Source organism: Nocardia sp. CC227C (assembly GCF_030767025.1).
GTDB lineage: Bacteria > Actinomycetota > Actinomycetes > Mycobacteriales > Mycobacteriaceae > Nocardia.
On record NZ_JASITE010000015.1, the window covers coordinates 99,328 to 124,309 of the forward strand.

Sequence of the window (24,982 nt, forward strand, 5' to 3'; positions counted from 1 at the left end):
CGCTCACCGCCCCACCCCCGCGGGTGTCGGCGCTCTGTCGGCGGTGACCGCCTGCCGGTCGAACCGCTGTATCGCCCAGCCCGCCAGCCGCACCAGGCGCTCGGTCGAGAACGGTTGGGCCAGACGCCGATTGACACCGGGGGCGATCCGCATGAGGGTGTAGCCCAGCCACGCTTCCGGCCGCACCGGCACCACGGCCAGGTCGTAGCGCACCGCGCGCTCCACCGCCCGGGCCACCTGATCCGGGCTCAGCGGTGCGAACGGCAGCCGCTCGGCCACCTCCTGCGCGCGTCGGGCGAGCTCCCTGCCCCGTTCGATGACGGCCGGATCGACGCCCACCGTCACGGCGTGTTCGCCGATACCGGTATTGATGAATCCGGGGCAGATCGAACTCACGCCGATGCCCTTGGGCCCCAGCTCGAGTCGTAGACATTCGCTGAGCATGTTCACCCCGGCCTTGGAGACCGAGTAGGCGGACATGACCGGGGTGGGCGTGAAGGCGGCCGCCGAGGCGATATTGACGATATGCCCTCGATGTCCGCTGTCGACCCACTGCCGCCCGAACACCCGGCACCCGTGCACGACCCCCAGCAGATTGACCCCGAGCTGGGTATCCCAGTCGGCGGGCCCCATATCCAGGAAGGCCCCGCCGACCACCAGGCCCGCATTGTTGACCAGCACGTCGGCCAGCCCGTGGTCGGCCAGGACATCGCGGGCGAACTCCTCCCACGCCCACGGGTCGGTGACATCGAGACGCACGGCCGAGGCGAGCCCGCCGCGGGCGTGGATCATGGCTTCGGTGGCGCGGGCGCTGTCGAGGTCGATATCGGAGACCACCACATGGGCTCCGCGACGGGCGAAGCGCAGCGCCACCGCCCGGCCGATCCCGCTGCCCGCCCCCGTCACCACAACGAGTCCGGGGCGGATGCCATCGAGTTTCATGCCGACCCCTCCAGGATCCGGTCCGGCCGCGACGTGCTCGCCGGGGTGCTGTACCGGTAGTCGTCGAGGTTGTAATGACGGTTTTGCCAGTACATCTCGCCGTGTGTGGACGGGCGGAACGGCGAATCGCCGTGACTGTTGATGTAATACGTATTGGAGCCGTGGCAGACCGGGGTGAACAAGAAATTCTTCTCCTGCCGCCGCAGGCATTTGGCGAAATATTCATCGTGCGCGGATCGCCGTATTTCACAGACGGTTTCGCCGCGCCGTTCGGTCTCCGCGATGGCGCGACTCAGATGGGCGGCGGTGGCCTCGATCATCCAGATATACGAACCGAGCACGAATCCATACGGACCGGTTATGGTGAACATATTGGGGAAGCCGGGCACCGACACCCCGTGATACGCCTGGAATCGATGCGTTTCCCAGAAATCACCGAGGCTGGCCCGATCGCGACCGATCACCGGGAACGGCGGCACCGAATCCTTCTCCCACAGTTTGAATCCCGTGGCGCAGACGATGACGTCCACGTCGTGGCGGGTGCCGTCTGCCGTGACCACCCCGTGTTCGTCCACCCGCTCGATCGTGTCGGTCACCAGCCGCACGTCCGGGCGGTTGAAGGTGGCGAGGTAGTCGTTGGACATGGACGGCCGCTTGCAGCCGAGCCCGTAGCGGGGGATCAACTGCTCTCGCACCCGCGGATCGCGCACCTGGGACCGCATCCAGCGCCGTACCGGAATCTCGGCCAGCCGCCGTCCCGTCTCGGTGACCCAGGCGGGGCCGACCACCATGCCGCCCATTCCGATCTCCGTGGCCAGGGTGCCGACCGTCCGGATGCTCGAGCGCAGCAACCGATTGCCCAGTACGGCGCGCCCCCACGGCCCCACCGCCGCATCGGTTTTCGGGAACACCCAGATCGGGGTGCGCTGGAACACGGTGAGGTGGTCCACCTCGTCGGCGATGGCGGGCACCAGTTGCAGCGCGGTCGCGCCGGTGCCGATCACGGCCACCCGCTTGCCGGCCAGCGCCAGATCGTGATCCCACAGCGCCGTATGCACCAGCGCCCCACCGAAATCGTGCAGTCCGGGGATATCGGGCATCTTCGGCCGCTCCAGACCGCCCACCGCCATGACGACGAAGCGGGCGGTGAGGGTGCGGTCGCCGTCGGTGCGCAGCCGCCACAGCGCGGCGTCCTCGTCGAACTCGGCACCGGTGACGGTGGTGCCGAGCAGCAGCTTGCGGCGCAGCCCGTACTTGTCGACCATGCTGTCGGCGTAGTCCCGCAACTCGTCGCCGGGAGCGAAGACCCGTGACCAGTCGCCGCGCTGCTCATAGGAGAAGCTGTAGATGAAGGACGGAATGTCCACGGCGACACCGGGATAGGTGTTGGCATGCCAGGTGCCGCCCACGCGGTCCCATTTGTCCACGATGACGAAATCGTGAATGCCCTTGTGCTGTAGAGCGATACCGGCTCCGATACCGCCGAATCCGGCGCCGACCACCACGACCTGGTGGTCGGCGCGCGGAATCTCCGGATGTGCGTTCATGATGGATCCTCTCCGGCGTTCGGTGGGTCAGCGGACCCGGTCGAGCAGCACGCCGTCGTCGCCGAACAGCTCGCGCTGCCACTGCCGGACCAGGGGTTCGGTGTCGATGTCGTCGGGATGGAAGCCGGGCCTCAGGTACTCCCGGATCTCGGCCAGCAATCCCTTGACCAGGGGCCCGCGCAGTACGCCGACGGCTTGGCGGGTGACCGTGACCGGCCGCCGCCCCTGCGGGTCGGTGAGGATCGACAGGCCGACCGCCAGTGCCATGAAGGGGATGATCCCGAGGTAGGGGATGGTCATGACGCCGATGCGCACCGCCTCACCGCCGCCGGTGGCGCGGTAGACGTCGAAGGCGACCGACTTGTGCTCGAGTTCCTCCAGCGCATGCCAGTTCAGCAGATTGCGCACCTCCGGACTCGCGGTGGCGATCTGCTGGAGTTCCGGGCTGGTCAGCACGCGTCGCGCCAGCATGCTGGTGAAATGCTCGGCCGCCGCGGTGGCCGCCAGGTGGACGTGGGCGGGCAGCAGCCGCTCGGCGCGGATCAGGGCCTGCTCCCGTCGACTGCCCGGGGCGAAGTTCGGCACCTTGACCAGCACGTACCCCATCCGCACCAGCTGGTCGTTGAGCAGCCGGTGCTGCTGTCCGTGCATGGCCTCCTGGCCGATGAATCCGGCGGCGCGCTTCTTGAGCACCGGATCGTCGATCCGCCCGGACACCCGCCGCACCGAACGCACGAAGGAGTCCTCACCGGGCGGGAAGGCCGCCGACAGCAGCGCCGTGAGATGGCTGAGCACGATATCGCCGTCGGCGAAATGCTTGGTCATGGGTTCGGGCTCGCCGAACCGGAATCGCATGCGGCGCACCGGTGGCGCACCGGCGGTGCGGGTGGAAAGCGTGGATTCGGTCATGATGAATCTCCGTTGATTCGCGGCGGTGTCCGAGCGGCCCGCCGGGTCCGCTAACGCAGGTGATCGCTGAGCGCGCCGGTGTCGCCGAACAATTCGGCCCGCCAGCGGTCCAGCAGCGCGGTGGTGTCGATGTCGTCGGGATGGAAACCCGGGCGCAGGTACTGCGCGAGTTCGCGGCCCAGACCGCGGAACAGCGGCCCGGTGAACAGCGTGTACGCCTCGCGGGCCAGCCGGGCCGGATGCGCCCGCGCGTAGTCGTCGCGGCGCAGCGACAGGATCAGGCCGACCGTGGTGAGCGGCAGCGTGAGCGCCAGCACGGTGGCCATGGTGGCGATGCGCATCCGCTCGCTGCCGCCGACGGCCCGGTACACGTCGAAGGCGACCGATTTGTGCTCGATCTCTTCGACGGCGTGCCAGTTCAACAGGTTGCGCACCTCGGGGTCGCCCGCGAGCTCCTGGAGTTCGGGCCGGGTCAGCACCCGGGTGGCGAGCACGGTGGTGTAGTGCTCGGCCGCCGCGGTGCCCGCCAGATGCAGCAGTGCGGGCAGCCGCTGCTCGAGGCGGCGCAGGCGTTCGACGGCGGCGGGGGAGTCGTACCACTCGACGGGATAGCCCAGTTCGGCGAGCTTCTCGTTGAGCCGTCGATGCTCCCGCCCGTGCGTGGCCTCCTGGCCGATGAACCCGGCCACCCGCTTCGTGAGCGCCGGATCGGTGATGTGGTCGGCGAACTTGCGGACCGAGCGGATGAAGGACTCCTCGCCGGGTGGGAAGCCCGCCGAGAGGCCGGCGATGAAGTGGCTGAACACGATGTCGCCGCCCGCGTAGTACTTCGACATCGGCTCCGGATCGCCGAAGCGGAACCTGATCCGCCTGGCCCGAGGGTATGTGGTGGTCATGGCGCACCTCGTTGAGCGAATACCGCCGGTATGCGGTACTGACAGTACGATAGCGTCTGAGACGGTGCTTGTGAAGCCCTCGGCGGGGCGGCCTCGAGATCGTTATCACCACATTTCGGTGACCTCCGACACATTTTTGTTTAGTAACTACGGGAATGTAATTAAGTCCGACCCGCGCGATTATCTGCGTATATGGAGATCAGGTTCGAGCGTCACGCAAGTCAAATGCGAGTTATCGACCCGTGATCCATCGTGATTGTTCCGTTATGGTCGTCGACGGCTCGGGCGAAGGCCGAGTCGGACTCGAACCGCCGTACACCGGTAACCCCGTCCCGCGGTCGAGATTCACCAAGACATTCCCTGGGGACGGGGACCCGGTAGCGCGAATTCACCGGGCGGTCGGGCGCAGGCAGGAATATCACATGCTTCGGAACCGCAAGTTCACCCGTATCGCTGGTACCACCGCCGTGCTGGGCGCGCTCGCCGCTGTCCCGTTCGGTATTTCCACTGCGACCGCCTCCGCCTACAGCGGCAACTGGGACGCCGTCGCGGAGTGCGAGAGCGGCGGCAACTGGTCGATCAACACCGGCAACGGCTACTACGGCGGCCTGCAGTTCAGCCAGAGCACCTGGCTCGCCAACGGCGGCACCGGTTACGCCCACAACGCCAGCCGCGAGGAGCAGATCCGCGTGGCCGAGAACGTGCTCGCCACCCAGGGTGTCGGCGCCTGGCCGGTCTGCGGCGCCTACCTCTGACCGGTCGGGCCGCACCGCCGACCGGCCCCCGTGGTGCCGTTGAGCGCAGCACATCGATAGAGGTCCCGTTTCGCGCGATGTGGCGCGGCGGGACCTTCGTCGTAGGCGCACCGGGGCGCGGTGGCGCGACCCGGCGGCCACACGGGGGATGATGGGGAACCGTGGCCCATCAACAGAACACCCCGGACATCAAACCCCGCAGCCGCGACGTCACCGACGGGCTGGAGCGGACCGCCGCCCGCGGCATGCTGCGCGCGGTGGGCATGGGCGACGAAGACTGGGACAAACCCCAGATCGGCGTGGCGTCGTCCTGGAACGAGATCACGCCCTGCAACCTCTCCCTGGACCGCCTCGCCCGCGGCTGCAAGGACGGCGTCTTCTCCGGCGGCGGCTTCCCGATGCAGTTCGGCACCATCTCGGTGTCCGACGGCATCTCCATGGGACATGAGGGCATGCACTTCTCCCTCGTCTCGCGCGAGGTCATCGCCGACAGCGTGGAGACCGTCATGCAGGCCGAACGGCTCGACGGCTCGGTCCTGCTGGCGGGCTGCGACAAATCGCTGCCCGGCATGCTCATGGCCGCCGCGCGGCTGGATCTGGCGAGTGTCTTCCTCTACGCCGGGTCGATCCTGCCCGGCATCGCCAAACTCTCCGACGGCACCGAGCGCGAGGTGACCATCATCGACGCCTTCGAGGCGGTGGGCGCGTGCTCGCGCGGCCTCATGAGCCGAGCCGACGTGGACGCCATCGAACGCGCCATCTGCCCCGGAGAGGGGGCGTGCGGCGGCATGTACACCGCCAACACCATGGCCAGCGCCGCCGAGGCGCTCGGCATGTCGCTGCCCGGCAGCGCCGCCCCGCCCGCGACCGACCGCCGCCGCGACGGCTACGCGCGGCGCAGCGGCCAGGCGGTGGTGGAGCTGATCCGGCAGGGGATCACCGCACGCGACATCCTGACCCGGGAAGCCTTCGAGAACGCGATCGCCGTGGTGATGGCCTTCGGCGGGTCCACCAACGCGGTCCTGCATCTGCTCGCCATCGCGCACGAGGCGGACGTGGACCTCACCCTGGACGACTTCGCCCGGGTCGGGCGGCGGGTGCCGCACCTGGCGGACGTGAAACCGTTCGGTCGGCATGTGATGACGGATGTGGACCGCATCGGCGGCGTGCCGGTCATGATGAAGGCGCTGCTGGACGCGGGGCTGCTGCACGGCGACTGCCCGACCGTCACCGGGAAGACGGTGGCGGAGAATCTGGCGGCCATCGCGCCGCCGGACCCGGACGGCAAAGTGGTGCGGGCCATGGGATCGCCGATCCATCCCACCGGCGGCATCACGATTCTGCACGGATCGCTCGCCCCGGGCGGGGCGGTGGTCAAGTCGGCCGGGTTCGATTCCTCCGTATTCGAGGGCACCGCACGGGTTTTCGACCGGGAGCGGGCCGCCATGGACGCGCTCGAGAACGGCACCATCGCGGCGGGGGACGTGGTGGTGATCCGCTACGAGGGCCCCAAGGGCGGTCCGGGCATGCGGGAGATGCTCGCCATCACCGCGGCCATCAAGGGCGCGGGACTGGGCAAGGACGTCCTGCTGCTGACCGACGGTCGCTTCTCCGGCGGCACCACCGGGCTGTGCGTGGGCCACGTCGCTCCGGAGGCGGTGGACGGCGGGCCGATCGCCTTCGTGCGCGACGGCGACCGCATCCGGCTCGATGTGGCGGACGGCCGGCTCGACCTGCTCGTGGACGACGCCGAGCTGCGGCAGCGGGCACAGGGGTGGGAGCCGCTGCCGCCTCGGTACACGCGCGGGGTGCTCGCGAAGTACGCGAAGCTGGTGGGCTCGGCGTCCAACGGGGCGGTGTGCGACTGACAACCCGCGGCCGATGCGGCAGTGCCCTTCGCGGCGTCGACCGGGCACCCGATGTCCGCGAATGCGCTCGTCGGCCGTGACGAGTGCGACCGGCCCCGCCACCGGGGGCGGTCCATCGGCGGCGGTCGGTGTCGCCCGGGGTGGTCCTGCCGCTGTCTCGGTCATCGGTTGTCTCGGTCATCGGTCGTACCTGGTCATGGGGTGACCAGGATCGGGGGTCCTCGCCAGTTCGCGCCCTGCCGTCGGGATTCGGGGCGGCCACACCATGGGGTGGCCGCCGGAGCCGGCGGCGGGAACGAGCTGGAGGTTGATATGAGTGCGGATGAGCAGCGGGGGACAGGGGTCAGTCGGCGGTCCATGCTGTACGGATTGGCGGCGGCGGGTACCGGCGTGGCGGGGGTGGCGGGGGGCTGGGCCGCGGCCGATGCGACCGGGGAGCGGCCGGGACGCTTCGCCGGGAAAGTAGTGGCCATTACCGGGGCCACCTCGGGAATCGGGCGGGCGGCCGCCATCGCGTTCGCGCGCGAGGGTGCGCGCGTCGGTTTCTGCGGGCGGCGGACCGAGGAAGGGGCCAAGGTGGAGGCCGAGATTCGCGCGGCGGGCGGTGAGGCGCTGTATGTGCGCGCGGATGTGCGGGAGGCCGAGCAGGTCGAGAACTTCACCACCGCCGTGGTGGACCGGTACGGGGGGCTCGACATCGCGTTCGACAATGCCGGAATCAACTGGTTCCGGCCGCTGCACGAGACCGATCCCGCCGAATGGGACGATATGCAGAACACCAATGTGCGCGGCGTCTATCTGGCGATGCGATCGCAGATCCCGCATCTGCTGGCGCGCGGGGGCGGTGTCATCATCATTACCGGATCGCTGCACGAGGTTGCCACGCGACCGGGCGGGTCCGCCTACGCCGCCACCAAGCGCGCGGTGCTGGCACTGGCGCAGGCCGCGAGTATGGACTATGCGGCACAGGGGATTCGGATCAATGTGCTGGCACCGGGGGCGGTGGACACCCGGCTGTGGCGGGCGGTGCAACCGGCCGATCCGCAGCGGGACTGGACCGCGTACAAGCAGGACTGGGCGCAGCGGAACCTGCCCGCGATCAAGCGCATCGGCGAGCCGGAGGATCTCGCCCGGGCGGCCCTCGCGCTCGCCTCCGACGATCTCGCCTATATGACCGGCACGTCGGTGCTGGTCGACGGCGGACTGACCACCTCCCTGTGACCCGAGCCGAGGAAGGCCACCATGTACAGACATCTCATGGCGCTGGTCACCGGCCTGGCGCTCGCCGCGGCCGGAGCGCCGGCGGCGGCGCAGGACGCGCCCCCGGCCACCGTCGCCCATCGCGGCGCGTCCGCGTACGCACCCGAGAACACTGTGGCGGCAACGCGATTGGCCACCGAACAGGGCGCCACCATGGTCGAACTCGATGTGCGCCGCACCGCCGACGACCGGCTCGTGGTCATTCGCGACGACACCCTGGAGCGCACCACCGATGCCGCCGCACGCTTCCCGGACCGCGCGCCCTGGCGGGTGGCGGAGTTCACCCTGGCCGAGATCCGCACGCTGGACGCGGGCTCCTGGTTCGCGCCCGCCTATGCCGGTGAACCCGTTCCCGAACTCGGGGAGGTGCTGCGCACCCTCGGCGACGGCCCCGCCGGACTGCTGCTCGAGGTCAAACTCACCGACGCGAAAGACGGTGTTGCCGAACTCGTCTCGCGGGAGCTGCGGGCGGTGCCGGGCTGGACGGAGACGGCCCCGGACCGGCGTCGTCTCATGGTGCAGAGCCTGGACTGGGAATTCCTGCGCGAGTTCCGCGCACTGGAACCGGATATCCCGCTCGGCGGGCTGAGCCAGCGTCGGCCCACGGCGAACGAACTGGATGCCCTCGCCGAACACAGTGGCATGGTGCACATCTCCGCCGACGATGTGGACGCCGACTATCTTGCACTGGCCCGCGCCCGCGGGCTGGAAGTCTTCGCCTACGTGGTGAACGATACGCGGAATATGCGGCGGCTCATCGAAGCCGGAGTGGGCGGCATCATGACCGATGTGCCCGACGTCCTGGAGTGCGTCATCCGCGCGTGAGCGCGTGGCGGTGGCCGGTGCCGAGGTTCCGGCCACCGCCGCCATCCGGCGAGCCCCGGCGCCGGAGTCGGCCCGCGCTCGCCGGGCACGCGGGACATCGCCGAGTTCGTCCCTGCCGCCGGTGGTTTCGATGCACCGCGAGCAGGGGCGGGTCCATCCGTCAGTCCGCGCCCGGCAGGTCCAGGCTGGAGACCGTGAACGGCAGCGCCGTGGGCGGCAGGCCCGCGGCGAAGCGGTTGTATTGGCTGTTGACCACCAGCAGGCGGCCGCGGTCGGTCAGCGCCGCCTGGCTGGGGTGCAGGAAGCCACCCGGCGGCACCAGGCTGTCGACGATCCGACCGCCGGACAGGTCGGGACTCATCTCCAGCACCGCCACCCGCGGCTGGTCGGCGCTGTCGGCGTAGAGGTTTCCCTGCGTGACGTAGATCCGGCGGCCGTCGTCGGAGACCACCGCATCACCGCTGGGCAGGCTCTGTCCGCCGAGATCCACCTCGATGGTGTGTCCGGTGTGCCGGTCGATGCGCCACAGCTGCCCGGTGGAGCTCTGCACCGCGAGCAGATGATCGCCGATCGCGAGGATGCCGTTGAGATTGTGCCGCTCGGCGATCCAGTCGACGGGCGTGGTGGTGACATCCAGCCAGGACTCCATGCGCCAGGTCCCGCCGGTCTCGGTGATCCGGTACACCACCGGCAGCAGTGAGTCGGTGGCGTACGCCGTGCCGTCGGCGGCGATGGTGACCTCGTTGACGAAACCGCCGTCGAGCCCGCGCAATTCGGCCAGCAGCCGACCGTCGGCGGCATCGTAGACCCGGAGGGCTCCGGTGCCGCCGCCATTGACGAACAGGCGACCGGCCGGATCGAGGGCCATGCCCGCGGTGGCGCTGCGGCCGTCGGCGCCGTCGGGCGACCACACCTCGAGCTGCGGTTCGTGCACGTGGCCCCGGTAGATCACCCCGTCGGCGGCGCTGCCCACGAAGAAGTGCCCGGAGGCGCGATCGTAAGCCAGTCCCGACGGGAAGGCCCGGTCGCCCGGAACTATGTACCGGTCGAACACTTCTCGCTCCGCCGTCTGCGCGGAGCAGGAGATGGTCAGGGTCGCCGTCGCGGCGATCAGTAGATATCGCAGGGGAATACGCATGGGGTGCCGACCTTTCCGCCGTGTCTCGGTTCCCCGAATACTGACCCCCGTCGGCGTTCGGATCCCAGGGCGCTCGCCGCCGGGGACCGCCGATCCTGGGCGTGCCGCGCCTACGCGGGATGAGACGCGGGTTGTGTTGCCCGGCCTAGTTGTTCGCGCGGCGGACGGCGTTGCGGACCAGGCCGCGCAGGCCCGGTAGTTGGATGGCCCGCATCATCGCCTCGCTCAGCCAGACGTGGGCGCGGGTGGGCGGAAGGTAGCGGGCCATGCCGCGGCGGGCCAGTGCCTGCCGTTCGACGACCTCGGGCCGCAGCTCGGCTTCCCAGGCCGCCAGTGCCGCATCGATATCGGTGCCCGGCGCGGATACGGCCGCGCCCAGCCGGTCGGCCCCGTCCAGGGCCAGCGCCGCCCCGTACCCCACCGACGCCGTGCGTCAACTACTAGTTGGCGATACGGCGAGAGTCAACTGATAGTTGACGCACAGGTGGGGAGGGTGCTCCCGGCGTCGGGATATCGACGCGGCCGATGAAAGCCGCGGTCCGCCCGTCGCACAATGGCGAATTCGTGCGAGCCCGGATCTCGCGGCGCGTCGCCCGGCTCAGGGCGTCAAGACGTGCCGCCAGTCGGCGAGGGGGTACGCCGCGCCGATGAGGAGGGGGAGCGGGTCGAGACGGTCCGGGCCGGGGGGCGTCCAGACCGAGCGGTGCCACTCGAGGTGCAGATGTGGGGGCACATTGCCGTTGGTGCGGCGGTCGGGGTCGACGACGCCGATGCGCTGGCCCGCTTCGATGCGGCGGCCGACGCGGACCCCGGGGACGATGTGGCCGTACACGGTGGTGCCCGAGCCGTCGTCGGTCGGATGGTCGATCACCACCCAGCGGCCGAAGCCCGAGGCCGGTCCGGAACGGGTGACATACCCGCCCTGCACGGCGAAGACCGGGCGGTTGGCCGAGCCGCCGGGGAAGCCGAAGTCGACCCCCCAATGGAATTCACCGCCGCGGGGTCCGAAGGGTGAGGTGACGATGTGGCCGCGCTCGAGCGGCCAGACTCTGGGTGCCATGTGCATCTCCCTGCGTTATCTCCCTTGCTCGGATATCCTGCCGCGCAAAGGAAGTCGGCGCAGACGAAACAGGGGGAGTGTGCTCAGCCCGGCACCGGCGCCGGTCGCTCCTCCGGGGTGGCCAGCAGGGTGTCGACGGCGAGTCCGACGATGCCCACGGCGATGCAGACGCCCGACACGATGAGCTGGGCGGGGGAGGCGTGGTCGGTGAGCGCGTCGGCGAGCAGTACCGTGCCGACGGTTCCCGGAACGACGCCGACGAAGGTCGCCACGACATACGGCAGCATCCGTACCGACGACAGTGCGGCGCAATAGTTCACCACCGAGAACGGTGCGAAGGCGATGAGGCGCAGCGAGCCCACCGCCAGCCAGCCGCGGCGGGCCAGACGGGTGTCGACGGCGCGTACCGTCGGATGGGTGAGCCGGGCGCGCAGGCGCTCCTTGTCGAGGGCGCGCACCAGCAGCAGGGCCAGCACGGCGCTCACCGTCGTCGCCGAAAGGGCCAGGCCCAAGCCGATGATCGGCCCGAACAGCATGCCCGCGCTGACGGTGAACACCGTGCGCGGGAACGGGGCCACGCAGATCAGCGCGTGGGCGAGGAAGAACACCAGCGGCAACAGCGGCCCGCAGGAATCGGCCCAGGTCCGGATCTGTGCGGCGGTCGGCAGCGGGATGAGCGCGACGACCGCGAAGAGCGCGACGACGGCCACGAGAAACGTGACCGTTCGGTATCCACCGAGTCGGCTGAAGTGGGTCCGCGGGCTTGTTGGCACCGCGCCAGGTTACCGGCTGGTAGTGAAAGCCCGGCGACGGGAATCACAACCCTGCCGCTAGCATCAGAAGGCAAGACGAGGAATGCTCGTTAACCGAAACGCTGTCTGAGCAGGGCGAACGAGACGTTCGGCGCTGCTGGGGCGGTCCTTTTCGGGGCATGTGTGGGAGAAGGAACAGCAGCTATGCCGATTGCTTCAGACTCGGACGCCGGACCGGTGCCCGGGTATGCCGCCTGGCGCAAGGGTGTCGCCGGCGTGCTGGCCAAGGCCCGCAGGGTGGAGGTCTCGGAACTGCCGGACGAGCCGGAGAAGCTGCTCGCGGTCACCACGTACGACGGTCTGACCGTCAATCCCCTCTACACGCGCCGCGACGAACTGCCCGAGCAGCCGTTGCCGGGCGAATTCCCCTTCGTTCGCGGCGGTGACGGCACCCGCGATGTGCATCGCGGCTGGTACGTCGGCGCCCGTTTCGGCGGTACCGACGCGGCCGAGACCAATCGCGAGGTCCTCTTCGGACTGGAGAACGGCGTCAGCGCCGTCTGGCTCCGCGTGGGCGACGGCGGCGTGCCCGTGGCACAGCTGCCCGCCGCGCTGTCGGGCCTGCTGTTCGAACTGGCCCCGCTCACCCTGGACGCCGGTCCCGCGCTGGCCGAGGCCGCGCAGCAGGTCTACGCCGCGCTCGACGCCTACCGGGTCGACGAGCGTGCGGACATCCGGATCCAGCTGGGCGCGACGCCGCTGACGAGCCTGTTCGCCGGAACCCCCGCCATCGATCTGGACGGCGCGATCACACTCGCGCGGGCGGCGGTGGCGCGCCCCGAGAGCGTGCGTGCGATCACGGTGTGCGGCCTGGCCTTCCATGAAGCCGGAGCCTCCGACGCGGAGGAGATCGGTGCGGCGGTGGCGGCGGGCCTGGAGTATCTGCGCGCTCTCACCCACGCCGGTGCCGATATCGCGGATGCGCTGCGCCAGCTCGAATTCCGCTTCGCCGCGACCGACGACCAGTTCGCCACCATCGCCAAATTCCGTGCCGCCCGGCGGCTCTGGGCCCGGGTCGCCGAGGTGTGCGGCGCGCCCGCCTTCGGTAACGCCCCGCAGCAGGCGGTGACCTCACCGGCCATGATGACCCAGCGCGACCCGTGGGTGAATATGCTGCGCACCACCCTCGCCGCCTTCGGCGCGGGCGTCGGCGGCGCGGATATCGTCACCGTGCTGCCCTTCGACCACGCACTGCCCGCCGGGGAACTCGAGGTGTCCAAGGCCTTCTCGGAGCGCATGGCCCGCAACACGCAACTGCTGTTGCTGGAGGAATCGCATCTGGGCCACGTCCAGGACCCGGGTGCGGGCTCCTGGTACGTCGAAGCGCTCACCGCCGAACTGGCCGCCAAGGCATGGGATTTCATGCGGGAGTTGGAGGCGGCGGGCGGTTACCTGGCCGCCCTGGAATCCGGGTTGCTGGCCCGGCGCGTCGGCGAGACCAAGGCGCGCCGCGATACCGATGTGGCGCACCGCAAGTCGGCCGTCACCGGCGTGAACGAGTTCCCGAACCTGGCCGAGCAGCCGCTGTCCGAGGCGGCCCGCGCCATGACCTCGCGGACGAGCTACGGCGCGGCGTTCGAGGCGCTGCGCAACCGCTCCGACGCCTACCTGGCCGCGCACGGGGCGCGGCCGCGGGCCCTGCTGGTGCCGCTGGGGCCGGTGGCGGAGCACAATGTGCGGGTCACCTTCACCGCCAATCTGCTCGCCTCGGGCGGTATCGAAACGATCAATCCGGGTGCCCTCGCCGTCGACGGCATCGGGACCGCGGTCGCGGAATCCGGTGTCGCCCTCGCGGTGCTGTGCGGTTCGGACAACCGCTACGGCGCGGAGGCCGGGGCGGCGGTGGACGCGCTGCGCGCGGCCGGTGTGACCACGGTGCTGCTGGCCGGGCCGGAGAAAGCGGTGGCCGACACCTCCGGCGCACAGCGGCCGGATGGATTCCTGACGGCGCGGATGGACGCGGTGACGGCACTGTCCGGCCTGCTGGAGAAGCTGGGAGCCCCGGCATGAGCGGTCAGGCGCGGAGGAGGCAGCGCAGCGTAACCACGCAGCGCCCCGCTCAGGCCAGAAAGGACACGGCATGAGCGGTCAGGCGCGGAGGAGGCAGCGCAGCGTAACCACGCAGCGCCCCGCTCAGGCCAGAAAGGACACAGCATGAGCGACATCAAGCATCTGATCGGCAATTTCGCCGATGTTCCCCTCGATGCGCCTTCCGACGCGGCCGTGACCGGCGAGCAGGTGCGCGACTTCGTGCGGGCCGCGGCGACCGCCAATCGGTACGCGCCCGAACAGCTCATCTGGGCCACCCCCGAAGGGATCGACGTACCACCGGTTTTCACCCGGGCCGAACGGGACGCCGTGGTGGCGGCGGGTTATCCGCTCGACAGCGTGCCCGGCGTCGCGCCGTTCGTGCGCGGTCCCTACCCGACCATGTACGTGAATCAGCCGTGGACCATCCGCCAGTACGCGGGCTTCTCCACCGCCGCCGATTCCAATGCCTTCTACCGCCGCAACCTGGCCGCCGGCCAGAAGGGCCTCTCGGTGGCTTTCGACCTGGCCACCCACCGCGGTTACGACTCCGACCACCCGCGCGTGACCGGTGACGTGGGCATGGCGGGCGTCGCCATCGACTCCATTCTGGACATGCGGGAGCTGTTCGATCACATTCCGCTGGACCAGGTCTCGGTCTCCATGACCATGAACGGCGCGGTGCTGCCGATTCTGGCGCTGTACGTGGTGGCCGCCGAGGAGCAGGGCGTCAAGCCCGAACAGCTGGCCGGAACCATTCAGAACGACATTCTGAAGGAGTTCATGGTCCGCAACACCTACATCTATCCGCCCAAGCCCTCCATGCGGATCATCTCCGATATCTTCGCCTACACCTCGGCGAAGATGCCGAAGTTCAACTCCATCTCCATCTCCGGCTACCACATCCAGGAAGCCGGTGCGACGGCCGATCTGGAACTGGCCTACACCCTCGCCGACGGTGTGGAATACATCAAGGCGGGTATCGACGCGGGTATGGAGGTGGACAAGTTCGCCCCGCGCCTGTCGTTCTTCTGGGCCATCGGCATGAACTTCTTCATGGAGGTCGCCAAACTCCGGGCGGGCCGCCTGCTCTGGAGCGAGCTGGTCGCGAAGTTCGAGCCGAAGAATTCGAAATCCCTTGCGCTGCGCACCCACTCGCAGACCTCGGGCTGGTCGCTCACCGCGCAGGACGTGTTCAACAATGTGGCCCGCACCTGCGTGGAGGCCATGGCCGCCACCCAGGGCCACACCCAGTCGCTGCACACCAACGCCCTCGACGAGGCACTGGCGCTGCCCACCGACTTCTCCGCCCGCATCGCGCGCAACACCCAGCTGCTGATCCAGCAGGAATCGAATACGACGCGGCCCGCCGACCCGTGGGGCGGTTCGTACTACGTGGAGTGGCTCACCCATCAGCTGGCCGAGCGCGCCCGCGCCCACATCGCCGAGATCGAGGCGCACGGCGGTATGGCACAGGCGATTTCGGAGGGCATCCCGAAGCTGCGTATCGAAGAGGCCGCCGCCCGCACCCAGGCCCGCATCGATACCGGGCAGCAGCCGGTGATCGGCGTCAACAAGTACCAGGTCGAGGAGGACACCCCGATCGAGGTGCTCAAGGTCGAGAACTCGCGGGTGCGCGCCGAACAGAACGCCAAACTCCAGAAGCTGCGCGCCGAACGCGACTCCGGCGAGGTGGAGCGCGCGCTGGCCGAACTGACCCGGGCGGCGGCGTCCTCCGAGGGCGGTATGGAGAACAACCTGCTCGCCCTGGCCATCGACGCCGCGCGCGCCAAGGCCACCGTCGGTGAGATCTCCGACGCGCTGGAGAAAGTCTACGGCCGCCACCAGGCCGAGATCCGCACCCTGTCGGGCGTCTACCGGGAAGAGGCGGGCAAGGTGACCAATATCAGCAAGGCCATCGCACTGGTGGAGGAATTCGCCGAGGCCGAGGGCCGCCGTCCCCGCATCCTGGTCGCCAAGATGGGCCAGGACGGCCACGACCGCGGGCAGAAGGTGATCGCCACCGCCTTCGCCGACCTCGGCATGGACGTCGATGTGGGCCCGCTGTTCCAGACCCCGGAGGAGGTGGCCCGGCAGGCGGCGGACAACGACGTGCACATCGTCGGCGTCTCCTCGCTGGCCGCCGGTCACCTCACGCTGGTGCCCGCGCTGCGGCAGGCGCTGGCCGAGGTGGGCCGCCCCGACATCATGGTCATCGTGGGCGGCGTCATCCCGCCCGGCGACTTCGACGAACTCTACGAGGCCGGTGCCGCCGCGATCTTCCCGCCGGGCACCGTCATCGCCGAGGCCGCCATCGATCTGATCAAGAAGCTGGGCGCGTCGCTCGGCCACGAGATCGGCACCGGCGCGGCCGAATGAGCGACGCCGCACACACGAACGAGGGTGGGGCCGAGCGTCCTCGGCTCGGCACCACGGCGGGAGTGGGTCCGCGCGGTGCCGCGCCGGGGGTGGCCGGGGCGGCACGCCGGGTCATCGATGTCGACGAGCTGGCGGCCCGGGTGCGCGCCGGTGAGCGCGCGGCGCTGGCCCGGGCCATCACGCTGGTCGAGTCCACCCGGGCCGACCACCGGGAGCTGGCGCAGCGACTGCTGCTGCGGCTCACCCCCGACGGCGACGCGGTGGTGTCGAACCGGGTCGGCATCACCGGTGTGCCGGGGGTCGGCAAGTCCACCTTCATCGATGCGCTGGGCATCCACCTGATCGGTCAGGGGCATCGGGTGGCGGTGCTGGCGGTCGACCCGTCCTCCACCCGCACCGGCGGCTCCATCCTCGGTGACAAGACCCGGATGGGCCGACTGGCGGTGGAGCGCGACGCCTACATCCGCCCCTCACCCACCGCGGGCACGCTGGGCGGGGTGGCCAAGGCGACCCGCGAGACCATCGTGCTGCTGGAGGCGGCGGGCTACGACGTGATCCTGGTGGAGACCGTCGGCGTCGGCCAATCCGAGGTCACCGTCGCCAATATGGTCGACGTGTTCTGCTTCCTGACCCTGGCTCGTACCGGAGATCAGTTGCAGGGCATCAAGAAGGGCGTGCTCGAACTCGCCGATCTGGTCGCGGTGAACAAGGCCGACGGCAAACACGAGGTGGAGGCCAAGACCGCCGCGCGCGAACTGAGCGGCGCCATGCGGCTCATCCATCCGCGCGAATCCCTGTGGCATCCACCCGTCATCACCATGAGTGGCCTCGAGGGCAACGGGCTCGACACGTTCTGGAACACCGTGCTCGAGCACCGTCGCGTGCTCACCGAGGCGGGGGAGTTCGCCGAGAAACGGCGTCGCCAGCAGGTCGACTGGACCTGGAATATGGTGCACGACCAACTGCTGCGCCGCCTGACCGACAATCCGGCGGTGCGCGCCATCCGGGTGCAAGTGGAAAAGCAGGTCCGTGACGGGTCGCTCACCCCGGCCCTGGCCGCCGAGGAGATCCTGAACGCGTTCGACGGGCGGTCGGGCGGGTAGCCGGAATTCGCCGCCGAATTCACCGTTCCTCGATCGGCCGGACGTCCTGCGGAAGTAGTGCGGCGGGAACGTATTCGACGCCGGTGACGAAATCGGGCCGGATGCGGATGATGCGACGGCGGGGACCCGGCAGGGTGGTGGGCAGCAGGCGGCGGTAGCGGGCGAGGTCGCCGGAATCGGTGACCTCCTCGGCCGTGCCGGTGACGATCACGCACCAGCCGTACTGGGTGTCCTGGTCGATGGTGTCCGCCTCGTAGGCCACTACCTGCCGGTGTGCGCTGAGGGTGGTGCCCGGATTGGCGTGGATGACGATCATGCCGCCGTCCACGACGTGGTTGACCGGCCGGATGGTGGGCAGTGCGTACCGGGAGAAGACCACCCGGCCGAAGCGGATACCGCTCAACAGTCGCAGCGAATCCGATGTGGACAGTTCCCGCGGCTGGAGTTCCTCGTGCACGGCCATACCCCACAAACTCTGTCGGCCATCGAACTGCGAACGCATTCTTGCTGGGACACGAAGTATTCCATGTTTGCCGCCGACTGTGGCGTATCCGATTCGGAAATAGGGCAAGCGCATGATCGCATTGCGCGCGAAAGAAATTACGTTTCGAGATGCCGTCTGTCCGAGACGGTGACAGCGTACGATACTCGTGACGTTTCCCGAGTCCCGTGGCGCGGCTGGGGGATCCGCACACGACTCAGGAGCCGAGATGGCCGATGCCGCGCTCCCGATCCCGCCGCCACTGTCCGGGGAGTTCGATCCGGCGCTGCTGGCCGACGGGCAGGCCGCCTACGCGGACGCCAGCGACCGACTCGTCCGGCGGATGTTCGGTATCGGACTGCGCCTGCACGCGGTGCGCTCCGAGCTGGACGGTCCCGACGGCGTCGCCCCGGGGCTGGTCGCGGCCCGCCGGGTCGTGACCGAGGTGCTCGACGAACTCGATGTCGTGATCCGGGAGGCCGGTCTGGCCGTGGTCGACCTGTCCCGCGAGCACACCACCCCGGCCGATGAGCCGGGGCGGGATCGGCGCTGAGCCCGTCGAGTGGCGCGCAGGCGCGAGAACATGTCGCGCGCACGCGGCACGGGCGGGCGCGCCGCGCGGTACTGTCGGACCCTGATGATCAACGGTCCGGTGCGTTTCCTTCCGGGGCTCGAGCAGTTCCGCGGATACGAGCGCGCCTGGCTGCGCCCCGACGTGGTGGCCGGGGTGACCGTGGCCGCCTATTTGGTTCCGCAGGTCATGGCGTACGCGACGGTGGCCGGTCTGCCGCCGGTGACCGGACTGTGGGCGATACTCGGGCCGCTGGCCGTCTACGTCTTCCTCGGCACCTCCCGACAGCTGTCGGTGGGGCCGGAGTCCACCACCGCCCTGCTCACGGCCGTGGCGCTGGCCCCGCTGGCGGCGGGAGATCCGGGTCGGTACGCGGCGCTGGCGGCGATGCTGGCGCTGCTGGTGGGCGTGATCAGCGTCGCGGGTTCGCTGGCGCGGTTCGGGGTGCTCGCCGACCTGCTGTCCAAACCGGTGCTGGTGGGCTACCTCGCGGGCACGGCGGGCATCATGATCGCGAGCCAGCTGGGCACGGTGACGGGGGTGCGGGTCGACGGGGAGACGATTCCGAGCCAGCTGCGCTCCTTCCTCGCGAACCTCTCCGACGTGCATTGGCCGACAACGATTCTGGCCACCGTGGTGCTGTCGGCGCTGCTGCTGCTCGGCCGCTGGGCGCCGCGTGCGCCCGGACCGCTGCTGGCGGTGCTGACGGCATCGATGGTGGTGGCCGTGTTCTCCCTGGGCGAGCACGGCATCGGTGTGGTGGGCGCGATCCCGCCCGGCGTTCCGGTGCCCGGCGTGGCCGGGGTGGCGGCCGCCGACATCACCCAGCTGGTGCTGCCCGCCATCGGCATCGCCCTGGTGGGCTTCTCCGACAATGCCCTCACCGCACGGGCTTTCGCCAGCCGGCACGGTCAGCGTGTCGACGCCAACCGGGAACTCGGGGCGATGGGGGCGACCAATCTGGCCTCCGGGGTGATGCACGGCTTTCCGGTCAGCTGTAGCGCGTCGCGCACCACCATCGCCGATCTCGGGGGCGCGCGGACCCAGGCGTACTCGCTGGTGGCCCTGGTCGCGGTGCTGATCGTGCTGTTCGGCGCGCGCGGGATTCTGGCCGAGTTCCCGACCGCCGCGCTCGGCGCGCTCGTGGTGTTCGCCGCGCTGCGCCTGATCGACCTCCCGGAGTTCCGCCGGTTCGCCCGCTTCCGGCGCAGTGAGCTGGTACTGGCCCTGGGCACCGCCGCCGCGGTGCTGATCTTCGGCGTCCTCTACGGGGTCGGCATCGCCATCGCGCTGTCCATCCTGGATCTGCTGCGTCGCGTGGCCCGCGCCCACGACGCCATCCTCGGTTTCGTGCCCGGTCTCGCGGGCATGCACGACGTCGACGACTATCCGGCGGCGAAACCCGTTCCCGGACTGGTGATCTACCGCTACGACGCTCCGCTGTGCTTCGCCAATGCCGAGGACTTCCGGACCCGGGCGCTGGAGTCGGTGGAGCTGCTGAGCCGGGACATGCCGGTGCGATGGTTCGTGCTGAACGCCGAGGCCAATGTGGAGGTCGACCTCACCGCACTCGACGCGGTCGACCAGTTGCGCGCCGAATTGGATTCGCGCGGCATCGTTTTCGCCATGGCACGGGTGAAACAGGATCTGCGCGACGCCCTGGACGCCGCGGGCCTGGTGGATCGGATCGGCGCGGACCGGCTGTACCCGACCCTGCCGACCGCCGTGGACGCGTTCCGGGCGGCGACCGACGGCAGGGGGCCGGACGGCCCCGGACGCGCATGACCTTGTTCCCTGGGGCCGCCCGGTGCCGCCGGGGCATGCTGGGGGTAACCACCGACCACGGGAGGAATCATGGCCGACACCGCGCACGAGGCATCGCGGCCCGCGCCCATCCTGGCCGCTGTCGACGGTTCGTCGATCTCCTATCAGGCGGTCGGCTGGGCGGCGGCGGAGGCGGACCTGCGCGGCTGCCCGCTGCACATCATCACCTCGTACGCCATCCCGGTGGCCAAGGTGCCGGTCACCTCGCTGGGGGCGGCGGAACTGGCCTGGGTGCGCGAGGACGGGAATCGGGTGCTCACCGAGGCCGCAGCCGTCGCCCGGCACACCGCGCCCGGCGATCCGGTCGTCACCACCGAACTCATCTTCGAGCCCATCACCACCACGCTCATCGCCCGGTCGCGCACCGCCCGGCTGGTCGTGCTGGGCAATCGCGGGCGGGGCGCCCTGCGTCGCGCGGTGCTGGGGTCGGTGAGCACCTCGCTCACCCGGCATGCGCACTGCCCCGTCGTGGTCGTCCCCGCCATGCCGGAGACCGATCCGACCGCCGCGCATCGTCCCATCGTGGTCGGCGTGGACGGCAGTGAGAACAGCATGCCCGCGGTGGGCATGGCGTTCGAGATGGCCTCGCGCCGCAAGGTCGGCCTGGTGGCCGTGCACGCCTGGAGCGATGACACCGGCCACGACCTGCCCGTCATCCCGTGGGAGGGCATTCGGGAGACCGAGGACGCCGTGCTGGCCGAATGCCTGGCCGGTTTCGGGGAGCGGTTTCCGGATGTCGCGGTGCAGCGAGTGGTGGCTCGGGACACCCCGGTGCGCGCCCTGCTCGAGTACGCCGACGGTGCGCAACTCGTCGTGGTGGGCACGCGTGGGCGCGGCGGATTCGCGGGTATGAACCTGGGCTCGACCAGCACCGCGCTGCTGCATCTGGCGCCCTGCCCGGTGCTGGTGGTCCGCGAAAGCCGAATCGGGTGAGCGTGCGGGGGACCGGCGCGCTCCGGTCCAGCGAATCAACCGGACTCGGAGCGACGCTCCGGCAGCCGCGGCTACGAGAGCGCTTCGCGCACCGAGGAGCCCGTCTCGGAATCAGCCATCCCGCTGCGCGGCGGTGGATCCGGAGCGCAGTTTGGAGGCCAGCACCGCGGCCTGGGTGCGGCGCTCCATGCCGAGCTTGGCCAGCAGTCGCGAGACGTAGTTCTTCACGGTCTTCTCGGCCAGGTACATGCGCTCGGCGATCTGCCGGTTGGTGAGGCCGTCGCCGAGCAGGTCGAGCAGTCGACGCTCCTGTTCGGTGAGCCCGGCCAGCGGTCCGTCCGGCTGGGTGCTGCGGCGCAGCCGCTCCATCAGCGCGGCGGCGGCCCGGTTGTCCAGCAGCGACCGGCCCGACCCGACCTCCTTGATGGCCTTGGCCAATTCCATGCCCTTGATGTCCTTGACCACGTATCCGCTGGCTCCGGCCAGGATGGCGTCCATCATGGCCTGCTCGTCGGTGAACGAGGTGAGGATCAGGCAGCGCAGATCGTCGAGTCGCGAGAGCAGTTCGCGGCAGAGTTCGATGCCGTTGCCGTCGGGCAGGCGAACATCGAGCACGGCGACATCCGGTCGCAGCGCGGGAATCCGGGCCAGGGCCTGCGCGACGTCCCCGGCCTCGCCGACCACAGAGAGCTCCGGATCCCCCTCGAGGAGGTCGACGAGTCCCCGGCGGACGATCTCGTGGTCGTCGACGAGAAACACCTTGATCATGGCGGCATCCGATCTGTGGTGAGTAATGCGAACAAACATACGCGGGAGCGCCGGGGTCAACGATGGTCCAAAGTCCCTATTCCGACGTGGCAAACCGGCATTTCGGACGTCTCCGCGAACAGCTACCGTCACCGAGCCGGTCGTGGTGAGTGTGGACGGCGGCCCGGCGGAGGGCCGTGCCCGGGATTATCGGTGCCGAGCCGGGGCGACGTACTCGACGCCGGTGACGACCTCGGGGCGGATACGCACGATGCGGTGCGGGCCGCCGGTGAGGCGTGGGCGCAGCGCCGCGCGGTAGCGGGCGAGGTCGTTGCCTTCGGTCACCGGTTCGGCGGTTCCGGTGACGATGACGCACCAGCCGCGCTGGGTGTGCCGGTCGAGGGTATCGGCCTCGTAGGCGACGACCTGCCGGTACGGGGGGAACGTCACCGCGTCGGTGGCGGCGATGATCGCTCGGTCGTCGACGATGTGGTCGACCGGCCGGATGGCCGGTAAGCCGTAGCGGGTGTACACGATACGGCCGAAGCCCACCCCGGCGAGCAGTCGCAGGCATGCGGCCTCCGACAGCGGGCGCGCGGTGAGGGATCCGGCGTCCTCGGCGATGGGCGCGTCCTGTCGATTGTCCGGAGGACTGTTGTCGGACGCGGCCTCATGGCTGCTCATGGTCCGGCGATCCACCTTCCCGCACCGGATGCTTGGTCCGTTTCGCTGACGGCGGAGTTCCCTTCCGGGGCACCGACAAAACCGTTCGCCGCGACACCCGCCCGGCACACGACCGACCAGTCGGTGACGCGGTCTCAGTCGCGCACGGTGGTGAAGAAGCCCGATACCCACGTGCGTCTTCCGCTCCATGACCAGCCGATACGCGAAACGGCCGGGTGCCGAGGAGCCCTGCCGCGAGATCCGGTCGCGGCTCACCAATCGGGTGCCCGCGCCGTGGGTCGCCGCGGCGGCGGTGTCAGGGCAGCCCGAACAGGCGGGCGGCGTTGTCGTGGCAGACCGCGCGCAGCCAGTCGTCGCCGAGGCCGAGACGGTCGAGGGCGTGCAGCGCGTGCGAGTAGGGGTAGGGGATGTTCGGGAAGTCGCTGCCGAACAGGATGCGGTGCGAGAAGTCGCGCAGGCGGGGGAGGGCGTCGGTGGGGAAGGGGCTGTCGGCCTCGAAGAAGTCGGTGAAGTTCATGGTGGTGTCCAGATGGACGCGGTCGTATCGCTGTGCCAGGTCCAGGAATTCGACGTACTCGGGCGAGCCCATGTGCGCGATGATCAGCGTCAGGCGGGGAAAGCGGCGCAGGAGTTCGGCCATCGGCTCGGGGCCGGTGAAAGTGCCCGGCGCGGGACTGGATCCGCAGTGCACGAGCACCGGGACGGCGGCGTCCTGGAGCAGCCCCCAGACCGGGGTGAGCAGTGGATCGCAGGGGTGGAAGTCGCCGACCTGGAGGTGGAGCTTGAAGATCCGGGCTCCGGCGTCGACGGCGGCCTCGACATAGCCGTCCGCGCCGTGTTCGGGGTAGAAGGTGGCGGTGTGCAGGCAATCGGGTGTGCGGGCGGCGAAGTCGGCCGTCCACTCGTTGAGCCAGGCCGCCATATCCGGTCGGTGCGCGTAGACCAGCGAGGTGAAGGCGCGCACACCGAATCCGCGCAGGGTCTTCAACCGCACCTGTTCCTCGTCGCGGTAGACGATCGGCCATTCGCGGCGGGTGAGCGGCCCGGCCGAGTCGAAGTAGGCCCACACCTTGCGCATGACCCGGTCGGGCATGAAATGCGTGTGGATGTCGACGAGATGCGAACGGCCCAGGCGGGCACGCAGTTCGGCGGGGTAGTCGGGGTCGGTCACCGGATCTCCTGCCCGGTCGGCGGGTAGAGCGTGCGGGCGTGGTCGCCGACGCGGGTGACCAGTCGGTCGAAGAACAGTTCGGGATCGGTGCCGACGACGATGTCGGCATTGGGCTCCCGCCCCCACATCCCGGCCCAGTCGGCGACCGTGGTGGCGCGGGTGAGGGTGCCGGCCAGTTCGACATCCACGGTGGCGGGCCGTGTCACGGCCAGCCGCGGGTCCAGCGCCACCGCCGCCGCGAACGGATCGTGCATATGCGCCAGGTAGCCCTGGTCGTACATCCGATGGAAGTCGAAGTAGAACCGCACCGCGTCGGTGAGGTGCCGGATGACCGGGTTGCTCGCCGCCGAGCGGGCGTGCGGAGGGTCGCTCTCGGTCACCGCCTCCATCGGTGTGCTGCCCGCCCGCTCCGCCAGCAGCACCAGGTGTTTTGGCCGCATCTCGATGGTCTCGGTGATGTCGAGCGCGCACACCAGCGGCCGCCGATCCGGCGGGGCCGCGGCGAAGGCGTCGAACACCTCCTTGGCGGCCTCCGGGTCGACGTGCACGTTCCATTCGTTGGTGGGTGTGGTGTTGCCGGGATGGTTGAACGCGCCGCCCATGATCACCAGCCGCCGCAGCAGTCGAGGCAGCTCCGGTTCCAGCCGGAGGGCGAGCGCGAGATTGGTGAGCGGCCCCGTGCACAGCCCGACGATCTCACCGGGATGCTCGCGCACCAGCTCCACCCACATGCGCGCCGCCGAGCGCGGCGATAGCGCGCGCGCCGACACCGGCAGCTCGGCATATCCGACACCCTGCGGGCCGTGGGTGTCCTCGGTGGTGCGCAGCGGAATCGCCAGCGGCTGCGCCGCACCCAGCGCCACCTCGATCTCGGGCGCCCGGCACACGTCCAGCCAGGCCAGGTTGTTGGCCGCCACCTGCTCGACACCCACATTGCCCGCGGTGGCGGCGATCCCGACGATCTCCGCCTCGGGCGAGGCGAGCAGATAGAGCAGGGCCAGTGAGTCGTCGATTCCGGTATCGACGTCCATGATGATCTTCTGCCGCAC

23 protein-coding genes are annotated in these 24,982 nt (G+C 69.8%); 10 read left to right on the plus strand and 13 right to left on the minus strand.

What is annotated here, in order from left to right; genetic code table 11:
* Window positions 1-3: 3 nt before the first annotated feature.
* The 4 genes from QMO76_RS27275 to QMO76_RS27290 are packed head-to-tail and all read right to left on the minus strand — an operon-like array spanning window position 4 to window position 4,294.
* The gene (locus QMO76_RS27275; protein WP_306364192.1) at window positions 4-942 is read right to left on the minus strand and encodes an SDR family NAD(P)-dependent oxidoreductase; all 939 of its coding nucleotides are present in this window, start codon (window positions 940-942) and stop codon (window positions 4-6) included.
* Window positions 939-2,489 carry an NAD(P)/FAD-dependent oxidoreductase gene (locus QMO76_RS27280; RefSeq protein ID WP_306364193.1) on the minus strand — a complete coding sequence of 517 codons (1,551 nt, stop codon included), beginning with the start codon at window positions 2,487-2,489 and terminating at the stop codon, window positions 939-941. The genes QMO76_RS27275 and QMO76_RS27280 overlap by 4 nt, the downstream gene beginning before the upstream one ends.
* A gap of 27 nt (window positions 2,490-2,516) precedes the next feature.
* Window positions 2,517-3,398: a metal-dependent hydrolase gene (locus QMO76_RS27285; RefSeq protein WP_306364194.1), complete on the minus strand. Its 882-nt coding sequence runs from the start codon at window positions 3,396-3,398 to the stop codon at window positions 2,517-2,519.
* 50 nt (window positions 3,399-3,448) lie between these two features.
* Window positions 3,449-4,294, minus strand: a complete 846-nt coding sequence (locus QMO76_RS27290; protein ID WP_306364195.1) for a metal-dependent hydrolase — start codon at window positions 4,292-4,294, stop codon at window positions 3,449-3,451.
* A 422-nt stretch (window positions 4,295-4,716) separates the two neighbouring features.
* Between QMO76_RS27290 and QMO76_RS27295 the strand changes: the two genes are divergently transcribed.
* The 4 genes from QMO76_RS27295 (at window position 4,717) to QMO76_RS27310 (ending at window position 9,002) form a co-directional block, all read left to right on the plus strand.
* On the plus strand, window positions 4,717-5,049 hold the full coding sequence (locus QMO76_RS27295) for a transglycosylase family protein (protein WP_372342096.1): 333 nt from the start codon (window positions 4,717-4,719) through the stop codon (window positions 5,047-5,049).
* 161 nt (window positions 5,050-5,210) lie between these two features.
* Window positions 5,211-6,917, plus strand: a complete 1,707-nt coding sequence (ilvD, locus tag QMO76_RS27300) for a dihydroxy-acid dehydratase (protein ID WP_306364196.1) — start codon at window positions 5,211-5,213, stop codon at window positions 6,915-6,917.
* Window positions 6,918-7,229: 312 nt separating this feature from the next.
* Window positions 7,230-8,138, plus strand: coding sequence for an SDR family NAD(P)-dependent oxidoreductase (locus QMO76_RS27305; RefSeq protein WP_306364197.1), 909 nt, complete (start codon window positions 7,230-7,232; stop codon window positions 8,136-8,138).
* 21 nt (window positions 8,139-8,159) lie between these two features.
* Complete coding sequence (locus QMO76_RS27310) at window positions 8,160-9,002, plus strand: glycerophosphodiester phosphodiesterase family protein (RefSeq protein ID WP_306364198.1); 843 nt, start codon at window positions 8,160-8,162, stop codon at window positions 9,000-9,002.
* A gap of 160 nt (window positions 9,003-9,162) precedes the next feature.
* Here QMO76_RS27310 and QMO76_RS27315 read toward each other — a convergent pair whose 3' ends face one another.
* From QMO76_RS27315 to QMO76_RS27330, 4 genes are all read right to left on the minus strand, one after another.
* Window positions 9,163-10,140 (minus strand): SMP-30/gluconolactonase/LRE family protein, encoded by a 978-nt coding sequence (locus QMO76_RS27315; protein ID WP_306364199.1) that lies wholly within the window; start codon window positions 10,138-10,140, stop codon window positions 9,163-9,165.
* Between the two features lie 145 nt (window positions 10,141-10,285).
* Window positions 10,286-10,561 (minus strand): hypothetical protein, encoded by a 276-nt coding sequence (locus QMO76_RS27320; RefSeq protein WP_306364200.1) that lies wholly within the window; start codon window positions 10,559-10,561, stop codon window positions 10,286-10,288.
* A gap of 177 nt (window positions 10,562-10,738) precedes the next feature.
* Window positions 10,739-11,200 carry a M23 family metallopeptidase gene (locus QMO76_RS27325; RefSeq protein ID WP_306364201.1) on the minus strand — a complete coding sequence of 154 codons (462 nt, stop codon included), beginning with the start codon at window positions 11,198-11,200 and terminating at the stop codon, window positions 10,739-10,741.
* A gap of 83 nt (window positions 11,201-11,283) precedes the next feature.
* The gene (locus tag QMO76_RS27330; RefSeq protein ID WP_306364202.1) at window positions 11,284-11,910 is read right to left on the minus strand and encodes a TVP38/TMEM64 family protein; all 627 of its coding nucleotides are present in this window, start codon (window positions 11,908-11,910) and stop codon (window positions 11,284-11,286) included.
* 246 nt (window positions 11,911-12,156) lie between these two features.
* Here QMO76_RS27330 and QMO76_RS27335 point away from each other — a divergent pair, with 246 nt between their 5' ends.
* From QMO76_RS27335 to meaB, 3 genes are all read left to right on the plus strand, one after another.
* On the plus strand, window positions 12,157-14,022 hold the full coding sequence (locus tag QMO76_RS27335) for a methylmalonyl-CoA mutase family protein (RefSeq protein ID WP_306364203.1): 1,866 nt from the start codon (window positions 12,157-12,159) through the stop codon (window positions 14,020-14,022).
* 144 nt (window positions 14,023-14,166) lie between these two features.
* A complete protein-coding gene (scpA, locus tag QMO76_RS27340; protein ID WP_306364204.1) occupies window positions 14,167-16,419 on the plus strand; it encodes a methylmalonyl-CoA mutase in 2,253 nt (750 codons plus the stop codon).
* Complete coding sequence (gene meaB, locus QMO76_RS27345; protein ID WP_306364205.1) at window positions 16,416-17,522, plus strand: methylmalonyl Co-A mutase-associated GTPase MeaB; 1,107 nt, start codon at window positions 16,416-16,418, stop codon at window positions 17,520-17,522. The genes scpA and meaB overlap by 4 nt, the downstream gene beginning before the upstream one ends.
* Before the next feature lie 19 nt (window positions 17,523-17,541).
* Here the strand turns inward: meaB and QMO76_RS27350 are convergent, their stop codons facing one another.
* Complete coding sequence (locus QMO76_RS27350) at window positions 17,542-17,985, minus strand: pyridoxamine 5'-phosphate oxidase family protein (protein ID WP_306364206.1); 444 nt, start codon at window positions 17,983-17,985, stop codon at window positions 17,542-17,544.
* Between the two features lie 247 nt (window positions 17,986-18,232).
* Here QMO76_RS27350 and QMO76_RS27355 point away from each other — a divergent pair, with 247 nt between their 5' ends.
* The 3 genes from QMO76_RS27355 (at window position 18,233) to QMO76_RS27365 (ending at window position 21,331) form a co-directional block, all read left to right on the plus strand.
* The gene (locus tag QMO76_RS27355) at window positions 18,233-18,556 is read left to right on the plus strand and encodes a hypothetical protein (RefSeq protein WP_306364207.1); all 324 of its coding nucleotides are present in this window, start codon (window positions 18,233-18,235) and stop codon (window positions 18,554-18,556) included.
* 84 nt (window positions 18,557-18,640) lie between these two features.
* Window positions 18,641-20,359, plus strand: a complete 1,719-nt coding sequence (locus QMO76_RS27360) for a SulP family inorganic anion transporter (protein ID WP_306364208.1) — start codon at window positions 18,641-18,643, stop codon at window positions 20,357-20,359.
* 69 nt (window positions 20,360-20,428) lie between these two features.
* Entirely contained in the window at window positions 20,429-21,331 is a 903-nt protein-coding gene (locus tag QMO76_RS27365) for a universal stress protein (RefSeq protein WP_306364209.1), read from the plus strand.
* 111 nt (window positions 21,332-21,442) lie between these two features.
* On the opposite strand, the gene QMO76_RS27370 is transcribed toward QMO76_RS27365, so the two are convergent.
* From QMO76_RS27370 to QMO76_RS27385, 4 genes are all read right to left on the minus strand, one after another.
* On the minus strand, window positions 21,443-22,099 hold the full coding sequence (locus QMO76_RS27370; protein WP_306364210.1) for a response regulator transcription factor: 657 nt from the start codon (window positions 22,097-22,099) through the stop codon (window positions 21,443-21,445).
* A 186-nt stretch (window positions 22,100-22,285) separates the two neighbouring features.
* Entirely contained in the window at window positions 22,286-22,762 is a 477-nt protein-coding gene (locus tag QMO76_RS27375; RefSeq protein ID WP_306364211.1) for a pyridoxamine 5'-phosphate oxidase family protein, read from the minus strand.
* 295 nt (window positions 22,763-23,057) lie between these two features.
* Complete coding sequence (locus QMO76_RS27380; protein WP_306364212.1) at window positions 23,058-23,933, minus strand: amidohydrolase family protein; 876 nt, start codon at window positions 23,931-23,933, stop codon at window positions 23,058-23,060.
* Window positions 23,930-24,964 (minus strand): nucleoside hydrolase, encoded by a 1,035-nt coding sequence (locus QMO76_RS27385; protein ID WP_372342102.1) that lies wholly within the window; start codon window positions 24,962-24,964, stop codon window positions 23,930-23,932. The genes QMO76_RS27380 and QMO76_RS27385 overlap by 4 nt, the downstream gene beginning before the upstream one ends.
* Between the last annotated feature and the right edge of the window lie 18 nt (window positions 24,965-24,982).